This window comes from Bradyrhizobium sp. CCBAU 051011 (assembly GCF_009930815.1).
Lineage (GTDB): Bacteria > Pseudomonadota > Alphaproteobacteria > Rhizobiales > Xanthobacteraceae > Bradyrhizobium.
This window is the reverse complement of record NZ_CP022222.1, coordinates 131597-155673: the sequence shown is the minus strand read 5'-3', so window position 1 is coordinate 155673 and position 24077 is coordinate 131597. Positions and strand designations below refer to the sequence as shown.

19 protein-coding genes are annotated in these 24077 nt (G+C 58.8%); 10 read left to right on the top strand and 9 right to left on the bottom strand.

Going from position 1 to position 24077, the window contains the following annotated elements:
* Positions 1-133 precede the first annotated feature (133 nt).
* From ACH79_RS43605 to ACH79_RS00760, 4 genes are all read left to right on the top strand, one after another.
* Complete coding sequence (locus ACH79_RS43605; RefSeq protein WP_246738372.1) at positions 134-640, top strand: SDR family oxidoreductase; 507 nt, start codon at positions 134-136, stop codon at positions 638-640.
* The gene (locus tag ACH79_RS43600; RefSeq protein ID WP_246738785.1) at positions 558-824 is read left to right on the top strand and encodes an SDR family oxidoreductase; all 267 of its coding nucleotides are present in this window, start codon (positions 558-560) and stop codon (positions 822-824) included. The genes ACH79_RS43605 and ACH79_RS43600 overlap by 83 nt, the downstream gene beginning before the upstream one ends.
* Positions 825-863: 39 nt before the next feature.
* The gene (locus ACH79_RS00765; protein WP_161849312.1) at positions 864-1475 is read left to right on the top strand and encodes a VOC family protein; all 612 of its coding nucleotides are present in this window, start codon (positions 864-866) and stop codon (positions 1473-1475) included.
* A 431-nt stretch (positions 1476-1906) separates the two neighbouring features.
* A complete protein-coding gene (locus tag ACH79_RS00760; RefSeq protein ID WP_161849311.1) occupies positions 1907-3064 on the top strand; it encodes a DUF2652 domain-containing protein in 1158 nt (385 codons plus the stop codon).
* Between the two features lie 228 nt (positions 3065-3292).
* On the opposite strand, the gene ACH79_RS00755 is transcribed toward ACH79_RS00760, so the two are convergent.
* From ACH79_RS00755 to ACH79_RS00735, 5 genes are all read right to left on the bottom strand, one after another.
* Complete coding sequence (locus ACH79_RS00755) at positions 3293-3454, bottom strand: hypothetical protein (protein ID WP_161849310.1); 162 nt, start codon at positions 3452-3454, stop codon at positions 3293-3295.
* 117 nt (positions 3455-3571) lie between these two features.
* Positions 3572-4099, bottom strand: coding sequence for a hypothetical protein (locus ACH79_RS00750; protein ID WP_161856155.1), 528 nt, complete (start codon positions 4097-4099; stop codon positions 3572-3574).
* 108 nt (positions 4100-4207) lie between these two features.
* Positions 4208-4702, bottom strand: a complete 495-nt coding sequence (locus tag ACH79_RS00745) for a DUF302 domain-containing protein (RefSeq protein ID WP_161849309.1) — start codon at positions 4700-4702, stop codon at positions 4208-4210.
* Between the two features lie 61 nt (positions 4703-4763).
* Positions 4764-5642: an alpha/beta fold hydrolase gene (locus tag ACH79_RS00740; protein ID WP_161849308.1), complete on the bottom strand. Its 879-nt coding sequence runs from the start codon at positions 5640-5642 to the stop codon at positions 4764-4766.
* 96 nt (positions 5643-5738) lie between these two features.
* Positions 5739-6509, bottom strand: coding sequence for an alpha/beta hydrolase (locus ACH79_RS00735; protein WP_161849307.1), 771 nt, complete (start codon positions 6507-6509; stop codon positions 5739-5741).
* A 212-nt stretch (positions 6510-6721) separates the two neighbouring features.
* Here ACH79_RS00735 and ACH79_RS00730 point away from each other — a divergent pair, with 212 nt between their 5' ends.
* Positions 6722-7690 (top strand): AraC family transcriptional regulator, encoded by a 969-nt coding sequence (locus ACH79_RS00730; protein ID WP_161849306.1) that lies wholly within the window; start codon positions 6722-6724, stop codon positions 7688-7690.
* Positions 7691-8734: 1044 nt separating this feature from the next.
* Here ACH79_RS00730 and ACH79_RS00725 read toward each other — a convergent pair.
* Complete coding sequence (locus ACH79_RS00725) at positions 8735-9736, bottom strand: hydrolase (RefSeq protein ID WP_246738371.1); 1002 nt, start codon at positions 9734-9736, stop codon at positions 8735-8737.
* Positions 9737-10528: 792 nt separating this feature from the next.
* On the opposite strand from ACH79_RS00725, the gene nhaA reads away from it, so the two are divergent.
* Positions 10529-11878, top strand: coding sequence for a Na+/H+ antiporter NhaA (gene nhaA / locus ACH79_RS00715; protein ID WP_161849304.1), 1350 nt, complete (start codon positions 10529-10531; stop codon positions 11876-11878).
* A gap of 359 nt (positions 11879-12237) precedes the next feature.
* Positions 12238-13767, top strand: a complete 1530-nt coding sequence (locus ACH79_RS00710) for an adenylate/guanylate cyclase domain-containing protein (RefSeq protein WP_161849303.1) — start codon at positions 12238-12240, stop codon at positions 13765-13767.
* Between the two features lie 118 nt (positions 13768-13885).
* Here ACH79_RS00710 and ACH79_RS00705 read toward each other — a convergent pair whose 3' ends face one another.
* Positions 13886-15046: an IS30 family transposase gene (locus ACH79_RS00705; protein WP_161849302.1), complete on the bottom strand. Its 1161-nt coding sequence runs from the start codon at positions 15044-15046 to the stop codon at positions 13886-13888.
* An 858-nt stretch (positions 15047-15904) separates the two neighbouring features.
* Between ACH79_RS00705 and ftsZ the strand changes: the two genes are divergently transcribed.
* On the top strand, positions 15905-17062 hold the full coding sequence (ftsZ, locus tag ACH79_RS00700; RefSeq protein ID WP_161849301.1) for a cell division protein FtsZ: 1158 nt from the start codon (positions 15905-15907) through the stop codon (positions 17060-17062).
* 1134 nt (positions 17063-18196) lie between these two features.
* On the opposite strand, the gene ACH79_RS42820 is transcribed toward ftsZ, so the two are convergent.
* Both ACH79_RS42820 and ACH79_RS00690 read right to left on the bottom strand, forming a co-directional pair.
* Positions 18197-18757, bottom strand: coding sequence for a tetratricopeptide repeat protein (locus tag ACH79_RS42820; protein ID WP_202639157.1), 561 nt, complete (start codon positions 18755-18757; stop codon positions 18197-18199).
* Positions 18758-19276: 519 nt separating this feature from the next.
* Positions 19277-19591, bottom strand: a complete 315-nt coding sequence (locus tag ACH79_RS00690; RefSeq protein ID WP_161849300.1) for a hypothetical protein — start codon at positions 19589-19591, stop codon at positions 19277-19279.
* A 555-nt stretch (positions 19592-20146) separates the two neighbouring features.
* On the opposite strand from ACH79_RS00690, the gene ACH79_RS00685 reads away from it, so the two are divergent.
* On the top strand, positions 20147-20350 hold the full coding sequence (locus ACH79_RS00685) for a hypothetical protein (RefSeq protein ID WP_161849299.1): 204 nt from the start codon (positions 20147-20149) through the stop codon (positions 20348-20350).
* A gap of 2200 nt (positions 20351-22550) precedes the next feature.
* A protein-coding gene (locus ACH79_RS00680; RefSeq protein ID WP_246738128.1) for an IS3 family transposase occupies positions 22551-23728 on the top strand; the annotation gives its coding sequence in 2 pieces (ribosomal slippage) (positions 22551-22848 and positions 22848-23728; 1179 coding nt in all).
* Positions 23729-24077: the final 349 nt, after the last annotated feature.

The following is a 24077-nucleotide window of genomic DNA, read 5'->3' as shown; positions in this document are numbered from 1 at the left end:
GCGGGACGAAGACAAGAAGTATCGCTCACGAAATCAACAGCCCAAACGATCAGGAGAACTCGATGCTCAACGGGAAGACTGCGCTCATTACTGGTGGCACTTCGGGCATCGGCCTGGCCACCGCAAAGCTCTTGTGGCCAACGGTGCGCGGGTCGCCATTACTGGCCGCGAGGCGGACGCGCTCGAACAGGCACGCAAATTCATCGGAGGCGACGTGCTGTCACTGCAGGCCGACGTACTTTCCCGCAACTCCCTTCAGAAGATGGCTTTCGATGTGCAGCAGGCCTTCGGCGCGCTCGACATATTTTTTGCGAACGCGGGCGCGGCTTATGTCACGCCGGTAGCGACGACCAGTGAGGCGCAATATGACGGGCTCATGGATACGAATGTCAGGTCTGTATTCTTTTCGGTCCAGGCAGTCGAACCGGTCATGCGTGAGGGTGGCTCGATCATCCTGAATGCTGCATGGCTGAACTTGGTTGGGGTGCCGGGTCGCGCCATCTTGTCTGCCTCGAAGGCGGCAGTACGATCCTTTTGCTCGCACCCTTTCGACGGAGCTGCTTGGCCGGCGAATTCGCGTAAACGCCGTCAGCCCGGGGTTGATCGAAACGCCGATTCTTCGTGGTGTGGGACAGTCTGAACATCCGGGTCAGACCGAAGCGCAGTTTCGCGATTATCTCGCAGGCGCGAGCAAGATGATTCCGATCGGGCGCCTTGGACGGCCCGACGAAATTGCTGCAGCGGTGCTGTTTCTCGCCAGCGAGTCATCCAGCTACATGCTCGGATCGGAAGTGGTAGTCGACGGCGGATTTGCGGAACTGTGAGGCTATCAAGAAGCAGCAAGCAACGAAAGGAATAGAGATATGGTCAGTTTTGAGACCAGAACGCGAAGCGAGAATCCGAATCAGCAACGCTTGAACATGAAGCTCGAGGTTGCCGTCCTGCCGGTTGCCGACGTCGATCGCGCCAAGAAATTCTACAGCGATCTCGGTTGGCGGCTGGATGCTGACTTCACCCGAGCTGACGGCTCGCGCGCCGTGCAGTTCACGCCTCCTGGATCACCAGCCTCAATCCAGCTTGCGGCGGCGCCGCTCCACTTTCTCGTCGTCTCCGATATCGGAGCGGCCCGCGACGAACTCATCAAGCGTGGGGCCGACGTAAGCGAGGTGTTTCACCGCGGGCCGAATGGGCGCGTTATGGGTCCCGATCCAGATCGGCCGAGTTACGGTGCCTTGGCGACATTCGGGGATTCGGAGGGTAATGCTTGGCTGATCCAGCAACTAACGCAGCGCTTACCCGGCCGCGTGGAGGCGGACACTACCTTTGCTTCGTCGAACGTGCTTGCTGACGCACTACGACGTGCAGCGGCTGCGCATGATGAGCACGAGAAGCAGACTGGCCAACCCGACGCCAACTGGTTCGACTGGTACGCGGATTACATCGTGCGCGAACAGGCGGGCAGGAGGCCCGCATGAAGCCAAGCGTACAAGAAAACTACAGTTCGAATACAACGCGCCGGTCGAGGTGAAAAATTCAAGTCACTAGATGCGCATTGTCGATTGAGGCAGATGCATACTTGATTGCGATTCGCCCGCGCGAACGCCCCTGTGGGGACGTCTGCATCTGGCGGCACATTTCGGACATACCGCGATAGCCGAGTTGAGTCGGGTTTCGGGGGGTAAAGCGAAAGTTGGATTTCGAGCGCGCCAAGGGCCGCTTCTGGCGCGAAGCGGCCATCCGCCTAATCCAGAAAGTTCGCTGATTGCCCAAAAGCCTACGTCGTCCAAAGGGTGACACGCTGAAGCAGAGCGCCCTGAGCTGTTATTTCGCATCCCTTACGCGACATTACGTGGCATAACTCTATCAGGAGGCGGGAGAATGTTCCGCTTATTTTGGAGGAAATGCGATGCTTCCGAAGCCCGAACTGGCCTTTTTCGCGATCGCCGATATCTCCGGCTACACGAGCTTCCTCGCAGGAGTCGAGCTCGACCACGCGCAGGACATCATCGCCGATTTCATGAACACAGTGGTCAAAGGTCTCAGGCCGCCTTTCCGACTCGCAAAGTTTGAGGGCGATGCCGCCTTCGTCTACGCGGTGGCCGAGAAAGTCGATGGCTCGGTACTACAGGACGTTATTGAGACGGCCTATTTCAAGTTCCGTAGGCGCCTGCGTGACGTCAAGCAGGCATCGACCTGCGAGTGCAAAGCCTGTGTTGCAATGAGCGATCTTGATTTTAAATTTGTTGTCCATCACGGTCAGATGGTGAAGCAGAAGATGGGCGGACGCGAAGAGCTTGCAGGACGCGATGTGATCCTGGTCCATAGACTCCTCAAAAACACGGTATCCGAGAAGGTTGGCAGCCGGGCTTATGTGCTTTACAGCGACGCCTGCATCCAGACCATGGGCGTAGATCCGGTGGCGCAGGGCCTCGTCGAGCATCGAGAAGCTATCGACATCATTGGCGACGTTAAGCTCTGGCTCCGCGACCTCGATGAGGTGTGGAAGAAGGAGAATGAGCGCACTCGCGTCGAGGTAACGCGGGCCGATGCTTACATGACCTGGGATTTTGATATCGCTGCATCTCGACAGATATTGTGGGAACATTTCACAGTGCCCGGGCTGCGGCAGAAATGGTGGCCCGCTGATGCGGTCATCGAGAACTCAAGCAACAAACGCAGGGGAATTGGTACTGAGAACCATTGCATGCACGGGAAGGACGCCATCGTCGAAGAGGTGCTGGATTGGCGTCCCTCCGACTATCTCACCGTCAGCACCCTTCTTCCGATCGCCGGCGCGCCAAAGATCACGCTGACTCATGTCTTTCATGATCGAGCAAATGGCGAAACCCGTATAGAAATGCGTGTCGCCAAGCCCAAGCCGAAGGACAAAGCCTTCGTCGATCAGGCGGCAGCGAAATTCAAAGAAAATATCACCAAGGGGTTTGGAAAATTGCGGCTGATGCTGGAAGGGCAAGAGACGCCACACTCTGTAATCGACGAGCCGCCCTTGATTGCTTCGAGCGAGCGATTCCTTACCGAGGCGGTGAAATCAAGTGCAAGTTGATCGATGGGCTATGAAATCCCATTTTGGCCGAGCCATTGTAAGCAATGGTGCGGTGAAAGTATGCGTGCCATGTCTCTTATGGTTCAGAGCAACTACGGCGCAAATGTCTACTTTTGGCGCAAAGCGGCCGGTCATGGAAATGTCCGCTGCCGGCGGCAGAACGGACATGCCGCGCCGGTGGCTCGGGTCTCAGTTTGACCCAAAGCTGCCTTCGAAGGGTTTATTTCGCTAGTTGATTTGAATGACGGCGCTTGTTGCGCCGTTGCAGCTCTTCAAGTAAAAGCTGGCGAGCCGGTCATCGGCATAGTTGCCAACTAAGGCTGCGAAGGAGAGTATCGCGCCGGCATCATCCGCATCGAGCTTGGCGAAGGCTTCCTGATACTGGCGCACCGCCCGCGCCTCGCACGACTAGCGGTTCGTCAGTCAACTGAGTGAAGACAGTCCCGGGACGTTGCGTTCAGTACGAAAGAATGCGAGGCGTCGGTGCCGAACAGTGAGGCCTCGCGCCTAGCCCTTCGCGGCGGGTACAGGCGGCACCGGCAGAATGATCTCGGAAGCGACCTTCCAGTCCTTCCCGACGCGAAGCCAATTGATGATCATTAGAAACGGCCTGGCTGTTCCATCCTGCCCCGCATAAGAGACTGTGATGTTGATCGGCACGTAGGACTCGGCGACGTCGCTCGTCAGGCCGACAACCTTGAGCTTCGAATAATCGGGCTCGAGCACGACCGGACCGGAGCTACCGATATCATGTAGCTTTTGATCAACCGCCTCGTTGCCCCAAAAGCCGGCCCAGTTCCCCTCGGACTGGATCGCGCTTTTAGCCGCCAACAGGGTCGAGGGCGATTGCCAGAACATCCCATGCAGAGCCTTGAAATCGTGGTTGTTGGCCAATTCCATCAGCCTGCCGAACTTCGATTTTATCGCGCTGAGGGTCGCAGCATCCAGCGGCTCTTTCCTGACGGCGGGAGCAGATGCGACGGGCCCGATGGAAAGAGCCGAGGTAGTGAGAGTGACAAGAAGTGTCTTGTACATGCAGGAATTTCCCTTCCAACGTCTGGCTCGCGTCATGACAACGTCCGTCGCGTTGCGCGATTGGTATGAGTTACCCACTTCCACCGGCCGAAAACCTCATCAGGACGTTTAGCTTGCGCATTCCCGCAGCAAGGTTGTGATTTTCTCATCGAGATTTCGGGCGACGGCAAGTGCTGCCGCGTTGCCATAAGGCAGCAGATAACTCTCCATTTTGTTATAGGAGACGTGCACGCCATCGGGACGTTCATCGATGAGGATTGTGACTGGAGCGTAAGATCCAGCATCGGGAACGTGCTTGACCATTTCTTTCATGATGAGTGGATTGCCCACCACAAGCCGTATGATCCTAGGCGTCCTGGATCCAGTTTCGCGACGCAGAATATCGCCCAGGTCGAATTCCGCGAAGAGCATAAGGCCCGTGCGGCCGAGGCCGCTTGTTACAATGCGCTCCAAATCGGGGAAGAAATTTGTTGCCCTCGTCGTTCTGAAAAATTCGACCATGTCGGGTTGACCGACCGCCGCCTTGAGTGCGGCCACAACAGCTTCGAATGGTTTTGAACTCGTGAGGCTGAAACGCTCCACCTCGACTTTTTCGATTGCCATTTTGTCCTCCGTAACAACTCTCATGGATAAAGTGCGTGATCGCGTCGGAGCGCGCCGAGGATCATGCAGCCGCCGGTGACGCTTCCAGGAAGGTCCGGGCGTTGCTGACGAACGTCTCGTGGTGCTGAAACAGGGCGCCGTGCCCTGAATCGGGATATAGCACCAGCTGGGCGTTGCCGAGTTCCATGAACATGGCGTAGGCGTTGTTCGCGGGCAGCATGGTGTCGTGGCTACCGCTGACCACAAGGGTGGGCTGGCGGATCGCGTGCAGTATGGCGTGCTCGGGATCAGCTGTGGCGCACCAGGTGATCAGCGCCTTGGCCTGCGGATCGGTTACCGCGCTGCCGTTATCGGTGTCCCGATCATCCTTACGCACCTTCGTCCGCTTCAGGAAGGCCAAGCCGGACGACCTGCTGGCGGACGAATTCGTGAAGAACAGCGGCAGGCGGGGGTCCGGCGCATCGGTTTGGGAAAACGCTTCCTGCAGAACAGCTAACAGGTGTTCCTCTCCGCCTTTCGGTGCGGTGCCGACGAGGATGAGCTTCCGGACCAGCCGTTCGTGCTCGGCGGCGACCTGTTGGGCGACGCAGCCGCCGAGGGAAAAGCCCAGCAGGTCGACTTCGGAAAGACCGAGCAGGTTGATGAAGGCGACCGCGTCTCGCGCCATTGCTGCAATATTGTCGGGCGTTTGACCTGTCGAGCGGCCGACGCCAGCGTTATCGAAGGCGATGACAGGGCGATCGGCGGCGAGGGCGTTGACGACGGCCGGATCCCACGCATCGATGTTGCCCGAGAAGTGCTGCAGGAGAACCAGCGGCGTTCCGGTGGACGGGCCGAGGCGGCGATAGGCGAAGCGGATTCCGCGGCCTTCGATGTAATAACGGGTGGGTGCCGTTTCAAGCGTGGCGGCGTCCTGGCTCGCGATGTCGAGTAAAGTCATGTCATCCTCCGGATGCTTGGCAGGAAATGGTCGAGTGGGGGATCGGTACGGGTTTGTGCGTGCGCTCCCGGCGCGAAAGCGCCGAGAGCGGTCTCGTCACTTCGCGAGCGCAGCCTTTTCAATCACCGCGGCGACTTCCTTCGCATGAACGACGAGCGAAGCATGGCTGCCGGCGACTTCCGTCGTGTCGGCCTTCATCCCGTCGGCGAAAAACTTCTGCGCCTCGGGGGCGATCACCTTGTCCCTGGTGCTGATCACGTAGAACGTCGGTTTGTCGTGCCAAGCCGCCGTATCGACCGGCGCCTCGAACGCTACGTGGTTCAACGGAAGCTGATGGTTTGCCAGGGATTCGGCGATCTGCGGGGGAAGGTCAGCAGCGACCGCCGAAGGAAACACCTTGGGATCGATGTAGAGGTTGCCTTTGGCGTCAGGATGAATCGCCGCGGTACCTTCGGTTGCCGGACCGCTCTTGGCGAGAGCCGCTAGAGATTGTCCCACGTCAGGCGCGAAAGCGGAAACGTAGACGAGCGCCGAAACCTTGGGATCGTTACCGGCCTGCGTGATGACTACGCCGCCCCAGGAGTGGCCGACGAGAACGGTCTTGCCGTTCTGCTTCGCCAGCGCCTGTTTGGTGGCATCGACGTCAGCGGCCAAAGAGGTGAGCGGATTTTCGACGAGCGTGACGTTGTAGCCCTTCTTCGTGAGGATGTCGGCAACGGGCTTCCAGCTCGTCTGGTCGACGAAAGCGCCATGGACGAGCACGATATTGTGAGCCGCCCCCTTGGGCAGCTCCGCCGAACGAGCGGGGGCGGCAAATGCCGCGCCGGCCATGACGGCGGCAACGGTTGAGAGGAGAAAATTCCGCATTAAGAGCTCCTGTTGGATAACGGACGACGCGAGGTCGAGGGATGGGCAAGCGCTTCAGCAAAGTCGCGGTTTCTCCATCCACCGCTTTGAAAAATGGATGACCGCGGGATGCCTCCGCGCCTTGGCAGGAACTAGTATGGAGATTTCCTGGACGGTAGAGCCCAATCGTCCAAGTATTGTGTCGGATCGTCCGCGGGATTAGGATCATCGCTATGGACATCCTCGCCGAAGTACTCAACCGCGTTCGCCTCGGCGGGACTCTGCTCTTCCACTTCGAGCTCGGCGATCCCTGGAGCCTGGCGTTGCCACAACGCCCCTACGCCCTGTTCCATTATCTCAGTCCTGGCTCACCCTCAGCGACCCTCGCTTTCGAGCAAGGGCCAGAGCTCCGCATGAACGCGGGCGACTTCGTTGTCGTCTCACGCGGCGAGCCCCATGAGATTTATTCGGATCGCCGGACGACACCATTTTCAGTTCTCGATCTCGATCGATCGTCTGCGCATCATGGCGTCATCCGTCATGGCGGTAACGCGCAGCCGTATTCAACAATGATCTGCGGCAAGTTCACCGTGGCGCGGCCCTCGCGTGGTAGCGTGTTGGAATTGCTTCCGCCCGTGCTTCTGCTGAAGCCGACGGAGGACGGTGAGTGGCTCGAGTCGATTCTGCGACGCATGGTGAGCGAGTCGGCGCGTAAGCGTCCCGGGCAAGGCGTCGCGCTTTCACGATTGACAGACGTGCTCTTCGTCGAGGTGTTGCGAAGCTGGATCAAGTCTCTCGGACCCGGAGAAGGCGGGTGGCTCGGGGCGATGGCGGACCCGCACATCGGACCGGCGCTTCAGTTGATCCACGAACAACCGGATCGGCCTTGGACCCTTGACGACCTCGGGCACCGCGTGGGGCTGGGCCGCTCGGCGTTTTCGGCCCGCTTCACCAAGCTCGTCGGCCAGTCCATGTACCGCTACCTGATCGTCCGTCGGATGGAGGATGCTGCGTTTCTGCTCGAATCAAGCGACGACGGGATTGCACGAATTGCGACCCGTGTCGGCTACGAGACAGTGGCCGCATTTTCGAAGGTGTTTCTTCGACATCACGGCTTGTCGCCTGGCCGTTACCGGGCAAGTCGCCGCTCTGAGGGCGACCGGAAGCAAGAGGACGTTCTGGAAGCAGAAATCGCCGAATGACCTTGCCAAGGCTGAACTTCGTGCCGTTTTTGTTATTCATGTCTGATCTGAACGGACGCTTCGGAACGCAGCCATTACTTTGGCTCTGCTAATCGCTCTTTCTGCAAGCGCTGCCGCAAGGGGAGATCATTCCAGATCACGACAACTCGTTGTTCGTCACAGACAGGCTGTGTCCGGGTGGTGTGCCAATCTATCGCGACGGCTCCGTTCCGGGTGGTTTGCGCACCGACCATGACGACCCTCCTGCCTACGATGATCCGTCCAAGTTTGGCGGCGGTTGACTGAAAACCAAGTAATAGAACTTTTGGAGTTGTTGAATGGCCGCTCCTGGCGCAAAGCGGCCGTTCACAGCCATGTCCGCTTCTGGGGGAATTTCGGGACTTCAGATCCGTTGATGACCCTGGTGTGCGAAAAACCATCCGGACAAACCTTAGGACGCCGAATTGGGTTGCATCTGTGGCGGCCGGAGCGCCGTGCGCTTGCAACCAGACTGAGGCGTTGACGAACTGGACTTCAGTCAAGGGATCGTCGCGAACGGGCCGCAGCGTCTCCAATGGCAGCGCCGGACGCGAGGCCCCAATCGGGCCTGCAGGCTCAGCGCGGCGGTCTCAATTCGCCGGCGAGCCAGCCCACCACCAAGTCCGTTTTCAGGGGATCCACAGACATAGAGACCTGTTCGGTCCGGCCGCAGGTCGAGCATTCGAACGTTCGCATTTTCGAAGCCGCGTTGGCCGGGAGTTATCCGCAGGAGCGATCCGGTGTTTGCACGCCGGACACATCGGCCTCTCGTTTGTCGGTCTGATCATGACACCCTGCCCAGGGCATCGTACCTATTGGGCGGAGGGCGTCTGCAAGCTAGACGACTCTGGACCAGAATTTTACAGAACGGCTCAATCGTCGGAACGGCGGCGGCGGGGCGGAGTTGATTTCCGAATTGGTGTGGCCTGCGTAGCTCCGCCTCCCAAAGCCCCTAAAAGCCTCAAAAAGCGGGGCTGCGCTCATTCTTCATCTCAGGCTGAGCGCCCGCCACGTAACCTCCGCATCTTAGGCTGATTGGTGCAGACGGCGATGGTCGGGGAAATACCACCTCATGACCTGCCGCAGCTTGTCGGAATCTCCGCGCGCCCAGTTGCGCATGATCTCGCAGCCGAAGGAGATCGCGGTGATTGGTTTTGCCCCCGCCTGAATCATTCGGTCAAATGCGCGTTCGTGTGCGGTCGGCGAGATGCCGCCCACAGCGTCGGCAACCGGATAGACCTCATAGCCTTCGGCCAGCATGTCGAGGGTCGGAAAGGCCAGGCAGACCTCGGTCCAAAGCGCGGCGATGACCACCTTGCGCCGCCCCGTGTCCTGAACGGCCTTGCGGAAGTCCTCGTCCTCCCATGCATTGACGCCCGTGCGGTCGATCTCTTCCACGCCGGGCAGAGCCCCACGGATCGCCGGTATCGTGCCTTCGTTCACGCCCATGCCCACCGCTACCGTCGAGAGCACAACAGGGATATCGTAGGCTTGAGCGAGTTTGCACAGCGCAACTACATTGAGCGTGATCTCCTCACGGGAGGATGAGGTCACGGACGAATATTGTTCAGGCTGGTAATCAATCAGGACCAGGACGCAGTTTTGCGGGGTCAGAAGATGATCGGCCTTGGGATCGCGGACGGGCTCGGGCTGGATCTTTGCCACGTTGTTCCTCTCGAGTTCGAAGTGATGCTGTCGCCATTGATGATCTAAACCTATACCGAACACAATTACATAGCGATTCGTGTTTGATCTTCTCCAGCGCGGCACCAGGAGCTGCAACGGGAGGTGGCCGACTATCATATCTAGGTCACGGGGTAGCAGCGTGGAGTAGCGGTCGCGCGCACCTGCAAGTGCAACGAGACCGACGGCGTCGAGCCTGACGTCAGCCAGGTGATCGTTGAGGACCTGCCGAAGCGCCGCGCTCAGTGATTTCAGCGGCGCCCAACTCACCCGGCCGCGAAAAATCGGTATGCCGTGGTGGGCGGGTTCGTCGGAGGCCAGGCCGGAGTTCGAGGAGCGCGCCATCGACCTAGCGGGTCCGCTAGGTCTGCGCCGACTGAGGCCGTCTTCGGGGAATATCAGGCCGCCAGCGGTGTTCATATGTTGAGCGCAGACCTCGTCGAGCGTGGTCGTGCGCCTGAAGATTCACTAGTCCGTGCTCCGTGACCGGGAGCGCCCACGATGAAGATGTCTTCTATCTTCGGAGACTGGACAAGGATCGAGCCGTGGTCTTGGCGCGGTTTTGCGGTGGCCTTGCTGCTTGTTGCGATCTCCTGCGCGCTGCAGATGCTTGCCGAGATTCTCGGCGTCCACCTGAAATTTGCACCCTTCGTTCCCACCGTCTTCTTTGCCGGTTTCTTGGCAGGCAAGCCCGCTGTGCGTTCGCCGCAATGCTGGCGCTGCCCCTGGTCTGGTGGGCCTTCCTTCCGCCAGCCTTCGAATTGGGTCCGCTGACGACGGATGGCTACGACGAGATCAAGCTCTTCTTGCTCGGTAGCATTTTGCTCGTCTACTGCTCGGATCTCTGCCGCGACATCTGCTCGTTTCCTCGACACAGTAGCGGGTCGGTATAGAGCGACGACATGGGCTGAAAGTGCCAAGAGCGGACCGCGGAACTTGGGGCGGATGAAAGCGGTTGCGCTCGTCCGGGTTCCGCGCTGCGGGGTGTCACCTGCTTAAGATTTGGCGTCGTTCGCAACGTTTTGCGATTGCTTGGTTCGGCTTTTCCGTGCGAAATAGAGTCACGGGTGTCGGCTGCATTCTGCAGCGAGACAGGCTAGTGCGTTGGTCGGGCCGCCGCGCGGGATGCGCGTGTCTATGGACAAAACAGCACCTCGAGATCCTCCACCCGCCCAAGTTTTCGCTGAACGTGTGTTTGAGACGCTGCAGCGATTTCTGCACGTCGAAGCAGTCAGCGGCGTCGTGCTGTTGATCGCGGCCATGACCGCGATGCTTTGGGCGAACTCATCGTTCGCCCAAAGTTATGACGCTCTCTGGCATATGCCACTTTCGATGGGACTCGGGACTTTCGTCTTTTCCAAAACACTGCATTTCTGGATCAACGACGTCTTGATGACTGTGTTTTTCCTGGTGGTAGGCATGGAGATCAGGCGTGAAATCCATGAAGGCGCGCTGAGCAATCTCAAGCAGGCGACGCTTCCAATAGCGGCGGCGCTGGGCGGCATCATTGTCCCCGCGTTGGTCTATATAGCTATCAACCGCGACCCGATCCTCCGCCATGGCTGGGCTGTACCCACCGCTACGGATATCGCCTTTGCCATCGGAGTGCTTGCCCTGCTGGGGCGGTCTATCCCAGCCAATATTCGTGTCTTCCTGTTGGCTCTTGCAATTATCGACGATGTCGTTGCCGTACTGATCATTGCTTTTCTCTACTCGGGGGGCCTCTCTTACGGCGGACTTGCGGTCGCCGGCTTGGGCTTACTGATGGTGCTGGGACTTCAGCGGATCGGCGTCGGTTCAGCCTACCCTTACGTACCTCCAGGCGCGGTGATCTGGGCTGGTCTGCTGATGGCTGGTGCTCACCCAACTCTCGCCGGAGTCGTCCTTGGGCTGATCACGCCTGTAAAGCCCATTCCGATGCGGGAGCATCCGGTTGACGTGGTGACGCGGGTTGCAGACGAGTTGCGCGGCCTTCTCGAGACTGCAAAAGGTGTCAGCCGGATGGAGCGTCCGCTTCAGCAACTTCACCTGGCCAACCGGGAAATGCTGCCTCCAGTGGTCCGCGTTCAAACGGCGCTGCATCCATGGGTTGCCTACGGCGTGATGCCACTGTTCGCGTTAGCTAATGCAGGTGTCACCTTGAGCGGCGTTGATCTGTCCGTTGGAGGATCGCAACTGGTGATGAGCGGCGTCGCCATTGCCCTGCTCGCAGGTAAGCCAATTGGCGTAGTGTGCGCAACCTGGCTTATGGTCCGGATCGGGTGGGGCAGACTGCCGCCCGGAGTTTCATGGGCTGGCATCTGCCTGGTCGGTCTGCTGGCGGGCATCGGATTCACGATGTCCATCTTTATCGCACTACTCGCCTTTCACGACAAAAACCTATTGGGCGCGGCGAAGCTCGGCGTGATAGTGGGCTCGGTACTGGCCGCTTGCCTCGGCATGTGTTGGGGCGCGCTGCAAGTCAAAGACAAAAATTCGAGGGCGTGAGGCCAAATGACATTCAAAGGTCCGCACGTACGCTTCGTATCGTTTAGCATCGAGATCACGCCAGCCGGGACTACGAACGTAATATAGTCGTGGAAACCGATCTGCATCTAAATACGAAGCACTCTATGTATAACGATCTCGAAGTACGGCGTCTGATCGCGGCTGCTCAGGATTACGTCAGGACAAATGTAGAAGGTGTTACCCATATCCGCCTCATCTCGACCCATAGCGGCGAAATCTGACTGGTGGTTTCTTAGAGCTGGAACGCGAATGAGGGACCGCCGCTCCCCCGCGACACCCGTCTGCTGACCCGCCAGCGAAATCGTCAACGTCGAGCCGTCCACGCCGTCCACCTACCGATGCAGGATCATCTCGCTGCCTCGGACAGCAGCCCCCTGCGGTTCCGCTTCGGGCTTAACCTTGGTGACGTTATCGTTGGGCAGGACGGTGATCTCTATGGCGAAGGGATCAACATTGCTGTCCGGTTGGAGGGCATCGCGGATCCGGGCGGCATCCTGATTTCCGAGAAGGTGTACAGCGAAGTCGAAAGCAAGTTAGACGTTGGCTTCGAAGATCGCGGCGAGCAGCGGCTCAAGAACATCTCCAGGCCTGTCCGCGCCTACGCTGTACGCGCGGGAGCGCATAACGCCCCGACCGAGAGGATATGTGTGGTCCCTCCACTCCCAGACAAGCCGTCTATCGCCGTGCTGCCGTTTGAGAACATGAGCAGCGATCCCGATCAGGAGTATTTTGCAGACGGAATGGTCGAGGAGGTCATTACTGCGCTTTCGCATTTCCGACAGCTGTTCGTCATCGCCCGCAACTCCAGCTTCACCTACAAGGGGCGCGCTGTTGACGTGAAGCAGGTCGGGCGCGAGCTTGGGGTGCGCTACGTCTTGGAAGGGAGCGTTCGCAAAGCGGCCAACCGGGTGCGCATCACGGGACAGCTCGTCGATACCACCACGGGGGCCCATCTTTGGGCTGACCGCGTCGATGGCGGGCTCGGCGACATCTTCGATCTACAGGACCAGGTGACCGAGAGCATTGTCGGGGCGATCGCGCCGGCAATGGAAAAGGCCGAGATCGAGCGTGCCAAGCGCAAGCCGACCGAGAGTCTCGACGCTTATGATCGCTATTTACGCGGTTTGGCCGAGCTTTATCAGTTTGCCAACCGGCAAACTAACGAGGAGGCATTGCGTCTGTTCAACGGGGCGATCGAGCTCGATCCCGATTTTGCGTCGGCTTATGGTCGTGCTGCCGCTTGCTACGCCTTTGCCAAAAGCGAAGGCTGGATCTCAGTCACAGCAAACGAGATTGCCGAAGTGAAAAGGCTTGCTCAGCGGGCGGTTGAGTTGGGCAAGGATAAGGATGACGCGATCGCGCTCGCCGCCGCCGGGCATGCATTAGCGTTTGTTGTTCGCGATCTTGAGGTAGCCGCCGCCTTAATCGATCGCGCGCTGGTGCTCAATTGCAATATGGCCGAGGCATTGTTTTTCGGCGGCTGGGCCAAAATCTGGCTCGGCGAGCCCGAAGCGGCGATCGAGCGGTTCGCGCGTGCCTTACGCCTGAGCCCACTTGATCCGCGGGTGCCACGTATGCGAAGCGGGACCGCGCATGCGCTTTTCTTCCTGGGCCGCTACAGCGAAGCGGCATCGTGGGCGGCAATGGCTTTGCGGGACAATCCAGACTTTCCACCTGGATTACGTATCGCCGCCGCAAGCAATGCAATGGCGGATCGGCTGAAGCAGGCGCATAAGGCAGTGGCCCGGCTGCGGCAACTGAATCCCACACTACGTGTTTCCATTCTTAAAGACATGGTAGGCCCTTATCGGCCCGAAGACCTCTCGCGGTTCGAAGAAGGGTTGGGGAAAGCCGGACTGCCCGAATGACCATGGCAGCCAAGTGCTGAACATGACGACGAAGTGATCGAATGGGTGCGACTTCCGCTAATGGCCCGTTTGCGACATGCCAACTGGCGCTGAATATGTCCGGTTAGTGGGTGCCGGCTCAACCGGTCGACGCAACACAGGCGTTAAATCTCTCTGCTGGTGTTTCAAATTGCAAGGTCTCACGTGGTCGTTCGTTTAGCTGACGAGCCACTTTGTTCAGATGGGCTTGCGAGTGCACCGACAAGTCGGTGCCCTTCGGGAAGTATTGTCGCAGCAGGCCATTGGTGTTCTCGTTCGACCCGCGCTGCCACGGGCTTTGCGGATCGCAAAAATAGACGTCGATTTTGCTCGCCAACGTAAAGCGACGATGATCCGTAAGTTCCTTGCCCCGGTCCCAGGTCAGGGATTTATATAGCTCCTTTGGTAGCTTCTTCGCCTGCTTGATGAGCGCGGAGACCACTGTCTGGGTGTCCTTGCCTGCCACCTTGGCCAACATCACGTAACGGGTATGACGCTCGACCAAGGTCGCGATGTAGGTGTTGTTCGGCCCGGACAGGAGATCGCCTTCCCAATGACCAGGCACCGCCCGATCTTCAACCGCCGCCGGTCGCTGACGGATTGAGACGATATCCTTGATATGCCCCCGTTTATCGCCATTCGGGTCAACCGGCCTGGAGCGACGCATCAAGCGCTTCGATCGAAGATGGCTAAGCAGCTCTTTCTTGAGCACGCCGCGCGCTTGGACAAACAGGCTGCGATAGATGGTCTCGTGTGACACCTGATTACACTCGTCTTCAGGATGCGTTCTCTTCAGCCAGCCGGCTATCTGCTCGGGTGACCAATCCAATCTGAGCTTCCCTGCCACCGCCTGCCGAAGCCGCGGATTGGTCGCTAACTTACAACATTTTGGACGACGAGATCGCGCCCAGGCGTTCTCGTCCGCAAGTGTCGCTCGGTAGCGATCATAGCCGCCATTGCGACTCATTTCCCGGCTCACCGTCGAGGGTGAGCGGCCAAGCAGTTTGGCGATCGACCGTGCTGATTGATGTGCCGTAACGCCTCTGGAAATCACCTCGCGTTCCGCGAGCGTCAACGCCAGCCTGGAGCGACGCCGCTCCGCAGGACGAATTCCACCATGCGGAGCTACCAAAAAATAGATCGACGATGATTGCTTACCAAAAGCTCGTCCAATCGCCTTCAGCGACTCCCCACGCTTCCAGCGATCCCATAACTCCGTCTTCTCTGCCGCAGTAAAACCTCTATGAAACCTTCGTTCCATCCCACACTCCATCTTTTCCCTCTAAGATAAAGTGTTGCGGCGACCGGTTGAGACCACCGGGGAAGACCGGAAGTGTCCTGCCGAAAGGCGATTTTGACCCGGGACGGACATTCCTACCAGCCGGTCGACATAGGGCGGACAATAAAGATTGGCTCGGCGTGTCCCACGGCGCCGGCGCGTTTCCGAGGTGAAGTCTGATAGGCAACCATCCATTCTGGTCGCGGGACGCTCAATTGGCGGAATCCGCCCACTGTTAACGATCTCTTAACCATCACAACTTAACTTCCGGTTACTTTTCGGTTAATAGACCGCGCGGTTCGTTCCAGGAGAACAGCCGGTGCCTGTTGAAACACTGACATATGCCGCACTTGGCGCCCGCTTGACAATCTCGCCTAATGCCGCTCGTTCGCTTGTCAAGCGGCTCCGGCTGCCGCGCTCACTTTCAGATGACGGCAAAGCAATGGTGAGCGTGGATCTCACGGAAATACGGCACAAGCGTCGGCCACGTGAAGCAGGCAATGTCTTCCTAGCTGCAAAGATCCAGCATTGCAGGGGAGATCGCGCGGCTCGAAGCAACAGCAGCGGGTCACCGGGCCGATTTCGAGCGTGAGCGCGCCGATCGGCTGATGGTTGAAGTGCTACAGGCGACCGCCGAGGCTACGGCAGCTAAGGAGGCGACGGCGCGGCTCGAAGGTTTTCTTCGGAAGATGGCCGAGCTGATGATGGCTCGATCGACAGCCGCGGACTAGCTGCACCCCCCCGGGGCGCCTAGCTGCGGACTTAATGGCAGCAGACCGCAAGGCTGCTCGTGGGTAAGCATGCGTGTCCCCGACGTAGCCGAGCAATCGGGAGAGAAAAATGACCAGCATTGCCGATATCAGCGAGATGAAGGCGCGCATTATCGTGTTTGGGGTCGGCGGCGCTGGCGGCAATGCCGTCAACAACATGATCGCGTCTGAGCTGCAAGGCGTCGAATTTATCGTCGCTAATACCGACGCACAGGCGCTCGCCATGTCAAAGGCCAACCGGATCATCCAGATGGGCGCCCAAGTCACCCAAGGCCTTGGTGCCGGCTCGCAGCCCGAAGTGGGGCGCACGGCGGCCGAAGAGGCAATCAATTCGATCCGCGATCATTTAACCGGCGCACACATGGTGTTCGTTACTGCCGGCATGGGCGGCGGTACCGGCACTGGGGCAGCGCCGGTTATAGCCAAGACGGCCCGTGAGCTTGGCATTCTCACCATCGGTGTAGTCACCAAGCCGTTCCACTTCGAGGGCCAGCGCCGCATGCGCTTTGCCGAAGCAGGCATCGCGGAACTGCTCAGGGCGGTGGACACTCTGCTGGTCATCCCAAACCAGAACCTCTTCCGGGTGGCCAACGAGAAGACCACCTTCGCCGATGCATTCGTGCTGGCCGATCAAGTGCTTTATTCCGGTGTGGCCTGCATTAGCGACCTTGTAGTCAAGGAAGGCCTGATCAATCTCGATTTTGCCGACGTTCTCACCGTAATGCGCGAGAAGGGCAAAGCCATGATGGGCAGGGGCGAGGCTTCCGGTACAAAGCGCGTGCTCAATGCAGCCGTGGCCGCAATTTCCAATCCATTGATCGATGACCCGTCGATCAAGCGCGCCAGTGGCCTCATAATCTCCATCACCGGCGGCAAGGACCTTATGCTGTTCGAGGTAGACGAAGCGGCGACCCGCATTCGCGAAGAGGTCGATAAGGACGCCAACGTCATCGTCGGCGCCACTTTCGATGAAAGCCTGCAAGGTGTTGTCCGCGTGTCGGTGGTAGCGACCGGCATCGATAATCTTGGTGCGACGCGCCAGACGCAACCAACGGGCTCACTTACGGAACTCGCTAGCAGGCTGCGCAAGGAAAATCATAGCCGCGCCCAGCGGATCGAGAGTAGTGCACCGCGGCCGAATTTATACAGCCGCTTTTCCGCTGTGCGCAATTCGATCGAGCAAGTTGTTTGCGATATCCCGGCCTTCCTGGGCCACAAGGCTAATTGAATTCTCGCAGGAACCAATCGGCTCGCTTGAAAGCGGGCCTAAGCGGACTTGCCAGTTGGCGCCTGTGATGTCCGCTTTTGGAGGGATTGTGTTGCAAAGTCGATTTTCGCCGATGGTCAAAATTCTGCGGGCCGTGGGCGCGACTTTCGTGTACAAGATGTGAGGGACGTCACGGCCTCACGCAAAATTCACAGGCGACTTCGGTAACGCGACTGAGGTCATACGAATCAGCGATCGCTCGCTGCTTAGTGTTTTCGTGAAAATTCTTGAGCCCTACAACTTTCGAGTTTTGCAACAGTATCGGAGGTAGAGCGGGCTAAGGCCCGGTAGACACTGAGGTCTGCTATTGGCCCCAACGCAGACGGACTGCGAGCTGGCCAAGATGTCCGCTGTTGAGAGTAGAGCCGACCACCGCAGGACTGCTGGGACTTCTCGGACAAGAGTTGCGGTTGTCGCGCCGTCCCGCCTTGCTGGCTCCCCTACAGCTCCCCGTGCGGGCGCATGCTCAATTAATGTAAGGTGCTTGGAAGCGCTTGTCGCTCCGATTCTAACCTTCACAGGGGCAGGGTCGCAACACGGAAAGCGCAAATGAGAGCCTATCCCCTGCAGCTCCCCCGCATTACGTCAAAGCTACTAATCCTGCACCCGCCACACATGGAGCGTAACCCTGCCGAGGTTAAGCTCCGAGGATGGTCCGCTAGGATGTCAGCCTTCAGGGGTGAAACGGAAAAACATCTGCTCGCTGGGCACCTTCCACCTTTGACCCTGGCTGTGTAAAAACGCAAAAAGTCAAAACGCGACGAGAAGGACATTCTCCAGTTTGATTTCTAAAGTGAATGCGCTTGGGAATTGAAGGCCTGAAGCGGTCTTGGATGAATAACTTCTTCTATCGCGATTGAGCGTCTTCGCGTTTTCACACAGCCAAGACCCGTCTCGGACATCGGCGTCATACACAAGCACAACTTGTGGCCGACGAAAGCGACTCACAATCACTCCGGAAGTCCTGCTTTGCGGAGACCATTGGCGAACTTGGCGAGGTCCTTCTCTCGGCGAAATGACGCTAAATCGCTGAGAATGGAGGCACGCAAATCGGGACGACATTCGAGCGCCCGCTTCATGGCTTTCTGTGCTGGCTCAAGGTGTCCGGCGAGTGCGTTGCTGGCTGCGGATATGCAGATTGCCTGGATTGTCGCGCATCGACTTTTCGGCGTATGACGACGCCCTCTCATAGCGGCTCGCGACAAAATGGGCATACGACATGGCTCCGTGCATGCCGTACATCCACGAATCGAGCGGGCTCAGGCGCATGGCATGCGCAACGTGCTCAAGTGCGAGTTTGGGCTCGCCCATCCAGGCTCTCAGCCAACCGCTGAGCATCCAAGCCTGCGCGAAGTTGGGATTGATCGTTAGTCCTCGATCCATGAAAGCCGCAGCATCCTCGAACTCATAGGCTACACGAGCGAGAGCATATCCACCCATACACAGCGCTACCGGGTCGTCTGCTCCCAGATGCACTGCTTTCCGGGCCAGCCGCTTCGCTTCCGCGCTCTCCTTCGCACAATCGATCATCCAACCATTTGCCCTGCGCCGCGCATAGCACCACGCGGCCATGCCATAGGCCGAGGCTAGATAGGGGTCGCTCTTCATCGCTTCGCGAAAGAGCCGGAGCGCCTCGCTGATCGCGTCTTGGTCCAATAATTTTTCGCCAGCCCACGCAGGTAATAGTCGTATGCATCCAGATTTTCGATTGGTTTGCGCCTGGCCCGCTTGATCTCCTCATGCTGGAGCTTCGGCGCGATTGCACCAACCACACTGGCGGACACATGGTCCTGCAGGTCGAAGATGTCCTCGAGTGCGCAGTCGAAACGATCCGCCCAAAGGTGCGCGCCTGTTGACGCATCGATGAGCTGTGCGGCGATGCGTATCCGGTTCGGCCGAAGCTCGTAGCCTGTGACGTTGTCGGTCTCTGCGATAACCTATGCCGCTTTGATCGGAGCCATCTGCTGACTCAGCGCGAGCCGACTGTGCGATCATCGCGCTTCCTTGTCCTTGAGCCAGCCGAATGCGGGGACGCTCCACAGGGCTCCTATCGCGGTTTAGGGAAGCATGTGCCTGTGGCCGAAAGGGGTGGGGGGTCCCCCCGGGGCGGTATGTCGGGATCGCAGTCGCTCGGGTACCGCTACCGGTTAACCTGATAGTGTCTCAGTTTGATATCTAGTCGTCCTTTTCCCACTTATCCATTTGCAGGCAGGTCAAAAGGCTCACATAGCTGGGGTCACCACCGATACCCTCCAGCGGAATGCATTGCGCCTTGCTGGCGGCCGAGAATTTGGACCACTGGCTCCCTAATTGTTGTCGGGCCCTGTTTTCATCGTCCACGCAGTTGTTGAGGGACTGCTGAACTGAATCGCTGGCCGTCGCGGCCGTATCCAATTTGCAACTTCGGGCGATGTCGAACGTAGGTACCTGATCGGCCACTGCGACGACAAGATGAGCCCCCGCCACGATCGTAGAAATCGAAATCGCCATAATCGGTCCCTCCCTCTTGCTACGCTCATCGGGAGCGCTGCGATCGGCGCGGAAGGCGTTGATACTCGCTCATCACAGACCTCGAACCACGACGGAACACAACGGACATCATGGCCCAATCGAGACGGCATGGAAGACGCTAAATGGCGAAGGCACCTGGAAATCATTGGCACGTGCTCACACGGCGATGGCGGTGAACGTGCTGTTTGGGGTGCATCGGTAAGGAGGTAGAGGCTCGACCCCCCCGTTTCCCGGGATCGCAATCGGGCGGGTACCGGTACCGGTTACTGCCCCATATTTTCGCGAGCCCAATGGACCCTCCCGATCGATTTAAGTGGGGCCGAAAGCGCTGACGAGCCCAACCCCGATGGGGATGAGAGCAGCGCAAATCCATATGGCGGGTGCACTGGAGCTTAGGCCGGCAATAGCGATCCATACGCCGAAGCCGACGAGACCGGCTGAGATCGCATAGGCGGCCGCTTTTTCTCGCAGGTCATTGGCATGATCTTCGAGGCGTGGCTTTGACGTCATGCCTGACGGATGTCGGAGAGCCAGATGTGTCCCTTGATTTACATCATGAATCGGCGCTTTCAATCCGGCCGCGTTATTTTCGCGACGCTAGCCAAAGCGTGCACTCATCCTGCGAAAGAACAAATCTGTTCTGAGGTGGTTGCCCCTGGAACCTACAAGGAGCTGACATATGAAACGGGCTTTGGTGATGGTCGGCGTGATGGTCTTTTCCAGCCCGGCTTTGGCTGATCCCAACCCGACTCTGGGGGGTACGATCGCGGTGATTACTACGGCCGCAGCTATAACGAAGCACGCGAGTACAAGCAGGAATTTTACAGAGGGCCGTGCAAGATCGAGCGCAAACGGGAGCGCAATGGAGAGTACAAAGAAGAGACGAAGTGCAAAGGCTACCGCTAATGCCATCAGAGGCCGCCTCAGTTCGGCGGCCTCATTTATACCCGTTGTGCCGAAAACTTGGACCTCTGGTGAGGTCTGCTGCGGAAAGACTATCTTCCACTTTATTCGTCGTAATAATCGTAAGGCCTTGGACCGTAGTAAGGCCTTGGCCCGTCGTCTCTGTCATAGGGCCTTGGCCCATAATCACGATCGTAGCGACGCGGTCCATAATCTCGATCGTAACGCCTTTGCCCGTAGTCGCGATCCTCACCACGTGACGGCGCGTCGCCTTGTGCAAAAACCGCGCGGCACCGATCGCTGAGGTTCGGAGTGTTTCGCCGTAAGCAAGCCACGATCCTGTTCGCATCGGGTATTTGCGCGCCACATAGCCGCCAGACGTCGGGTGTGCAGGCCTGCTGTTGTTGCCACGTTCCCCGATACTCTTGCGAGAACGCGGTACTCTGAAGGGTGATGCCGCAAACGATCGCTAATGCAAAGCTCAGGAAAGTTCGATGCGCTTGCATGTCTACCTTTCTTTGGATACGTGCGGAGTTCCGCACAAAAAGTTGCGTCGTCTTGAAATAAAGGCAGTTCGCGAAGGTTCGCTTCGCACAACAACAAAAAGGGTGTGGGCCTGTTCCTACATCAGTGAGGGCTCGATGGGAGACCTCTCACTTCGGAGTTCACCACGCGCCATCGGTTCGGCTGGGTCGCGACTAGGGAGCGATCCCGATCCCGATACCGATTCCGATAATCGCCAGTGATATGACGGTCACCAGCACGTGCGCCTATCAAGCGTCCTTTCGAGACTGAACCCATGCGCCATTGTTGCGCACCAGGGCTGGCAAATCCGCGGGCGACATATCGGATGCGGGCACAGCCGGAGCGCAAGCGTTGGTCAACTGAAACAAGGGAAGCGCCAACTTTTAATGCCGCGCCAACGCCCACGCCAACTCTGCCGCAAGCTCGTTTGATTTAAATCAATCCGCCCGCCGTATCGGGTCGCATCGTTTGCAATTGCGGTAGGAACGCCAACCTGACCTTTTGGCGCGTCGGCAGACCCTCAACAAGCGTCGCGCAAGGGGGCTCCCATGGGGGCGAGCGAGCCCTCACCGGCATGGTCAAGTCGTCGCCCTTGCACCTTTTGACATAACCCTCAACCCGGTGGCGGCTTTTTCGCGAAGATGCTTCTTAGCGGAGGCCCGCAGAGGTCTACACGCGCGGAATTGCCGGTGTCGCCCGCGATATCTCCAAAGGAGATATGCCAGACGGTGTTCGGATAGCTGCCGGTGCATACTAAGTGGGTCGTATCGGATGCGTAGTTGGTGCAGCGTTTTAGACACTGCCTAGCCAGCGCAGCTTGACGGTCAGGGCAGCTCAGGCCAGTTCTTTTGTCTTCGGCCCTACCGGCATAGTCCTCGAAAATGCATTCCCGCAACTGCGAACTTTGAGTCAACGCGTTCACGCATTGATTGGTCGCCTCGTCGACCTGCGCTTTGGTTGGATTTAGCAATGGGCAATGCGTGGGGATCTGACGTGGGGCCACGTAAACACGCGTTGTGCGCAGCGGGCGGGCGAGCACTGCGCTCTTTCGGTGTTCGGCTGTAGGGCCAGAAGCCCTGGCGGTCGGCGTTCGAGAACCCTCGGTACAGACGATGGGAACGCATCTGGTCCACAGCGGACCCGTGGTCACGCACCGATTGGCCTCTGGCGCACAGCCGGCGGGGCAACAGGTTTGCGCAAACGTGGGCGATGATATCGGCGCATATACCAAAACTAGGATTGCGAGTTTGATATATCGCATTGCCGTCCTACCGCTCCTCGCTCCGCTCGCGCTGTACGGTTGAGGGTCAGTTCCCGTAGGGTTGCGGAGCGCGCAAAGGGACAGGGACCCTGCGGCGGCTGTTGCACCGCCGCATCTGGTCAACGCGGAATTTCTAAAATGCGTTCCTATCTTTCTATGCTTGCGGTTGAGAAACGCTGGCGGCGGACCTTGAACCTCCTCCGAATTGATGGACACCTGTAGTAGGCTCGAAGAGCCAGGAGGTGTCGGATGGAAGGACGTCAACGTCGGTCGTTTACGGACGACTACAAGCGGCAAGCGGTTGATCTCGTAGCGTCGAGCGGGCGCTCGATCGGATCTGTTGCCAAGGAGCTTGGGCTGCGCGATTCCGTGCTGCGGCGGTGGATGGAGCAGCGAGGGGCTCGGCTGGAGCCGACGGCGGCGACGCGGCGCCCCACAACGCAGGCGACGCTGCCGTCGGCGGACCACGCGGCAGAGATCGCGCGTTTGCAGCGAGAGAACGAGCGGCTGCGCATGGAGCGCGACATTTTAAAAAAGTCGATCGCGATCTTTGCTGGAACACGGACATGAGATTCCGCTTCATCGAAGATCGCCGCGCCGACTATCCGGTGACGCTCCTGTGCGACGTGCTCGGCGTCTCGCCGGCCGGCTATTATGCCTGGCGCTCGCGCCCGGAGAGCCGACGATCTGCTGCCAATCGTGACCTCGTCGACGACATCAGGCGGGTCCACCGCGACACCCGCGGGCGTTATGGCAGCCCGCGTATCCATGTCGAGTTGAAGGCTCAGGGCCGCGGGGCGAGCCGTGGTCGCATCGAGCGGTTGATGCGGCGTCACGGCATCAGGGCCATCATGGCGCGGCCACGCCGGGTGCGGACCACCGACAGCCGCCACGACCTGCCGATCGCCCCGAATCTGCTCGACCGCAACTTCATCGCCACTGCTCGGAACCAGATCTGGCTGGCCGATATCACCTACATCGAGACCGATCCGGGTTGGCTCTATCTGGCCGCCGTCATGGATCTGTACAGCCGCAGGATTGTCGGCTGGGCGATGGCGGATCATTTGCGCGCCGACCTGCCCTTGGCGGCTTTGCGGATGGCGATCTCGGCGCAGCGGTCAAGTGCCGGCCTGATCCACCATTCCGATCGCGGCGTTCAATATGCCTCGGCGGATTACCGCAAGCTGATGCAATCCGCCGGCCTCAGGGCGTCAATGAGCCGCAAGGGCGACTGCTATGACAATGCTCCGATGGAGAGCTTCTTTCACACGCTCAAGACGGAGCTCGTCCACCACAGGCACTATGCAACACGGGCAGAAGCCACACGGGATATCTTTGCCTATATCGAGGGCTTCTACAATCGGACTCGTCGTCACTCCGCCATCGGCTTTATCAGCCCGATCGAGATGGAGCTAAAAGCAGCTTAACCCTGTCCATTTTTTCGGGGGAAGATCACCTAGTTTGGTCGAGCACTACAAAGGCCATTAACTCATTCCCATCCCCCTCAGCCAAGGTCGTGCCCAGTGAGGTAACGACAAAACAACCATCAGCCGCCGCGCTTCCCTTCTCTCCCGTGGTGCGCGAGATCGATCCTGATCTATCCGGACGAGCTCGAAAACATTGCGCTCGGTACTTTTCCTAAAATTCCCGAGGGAATTGAGCCGAGGATTTCGTTGTTCCAGTGTTGGCTGCAGAACAGACACGTCAATCGCGAAACGCTTCTAATCTGGTGTTCGAGGACGTAGCGTTACTTGTGGGCTCCGCAAGCCTTAACTT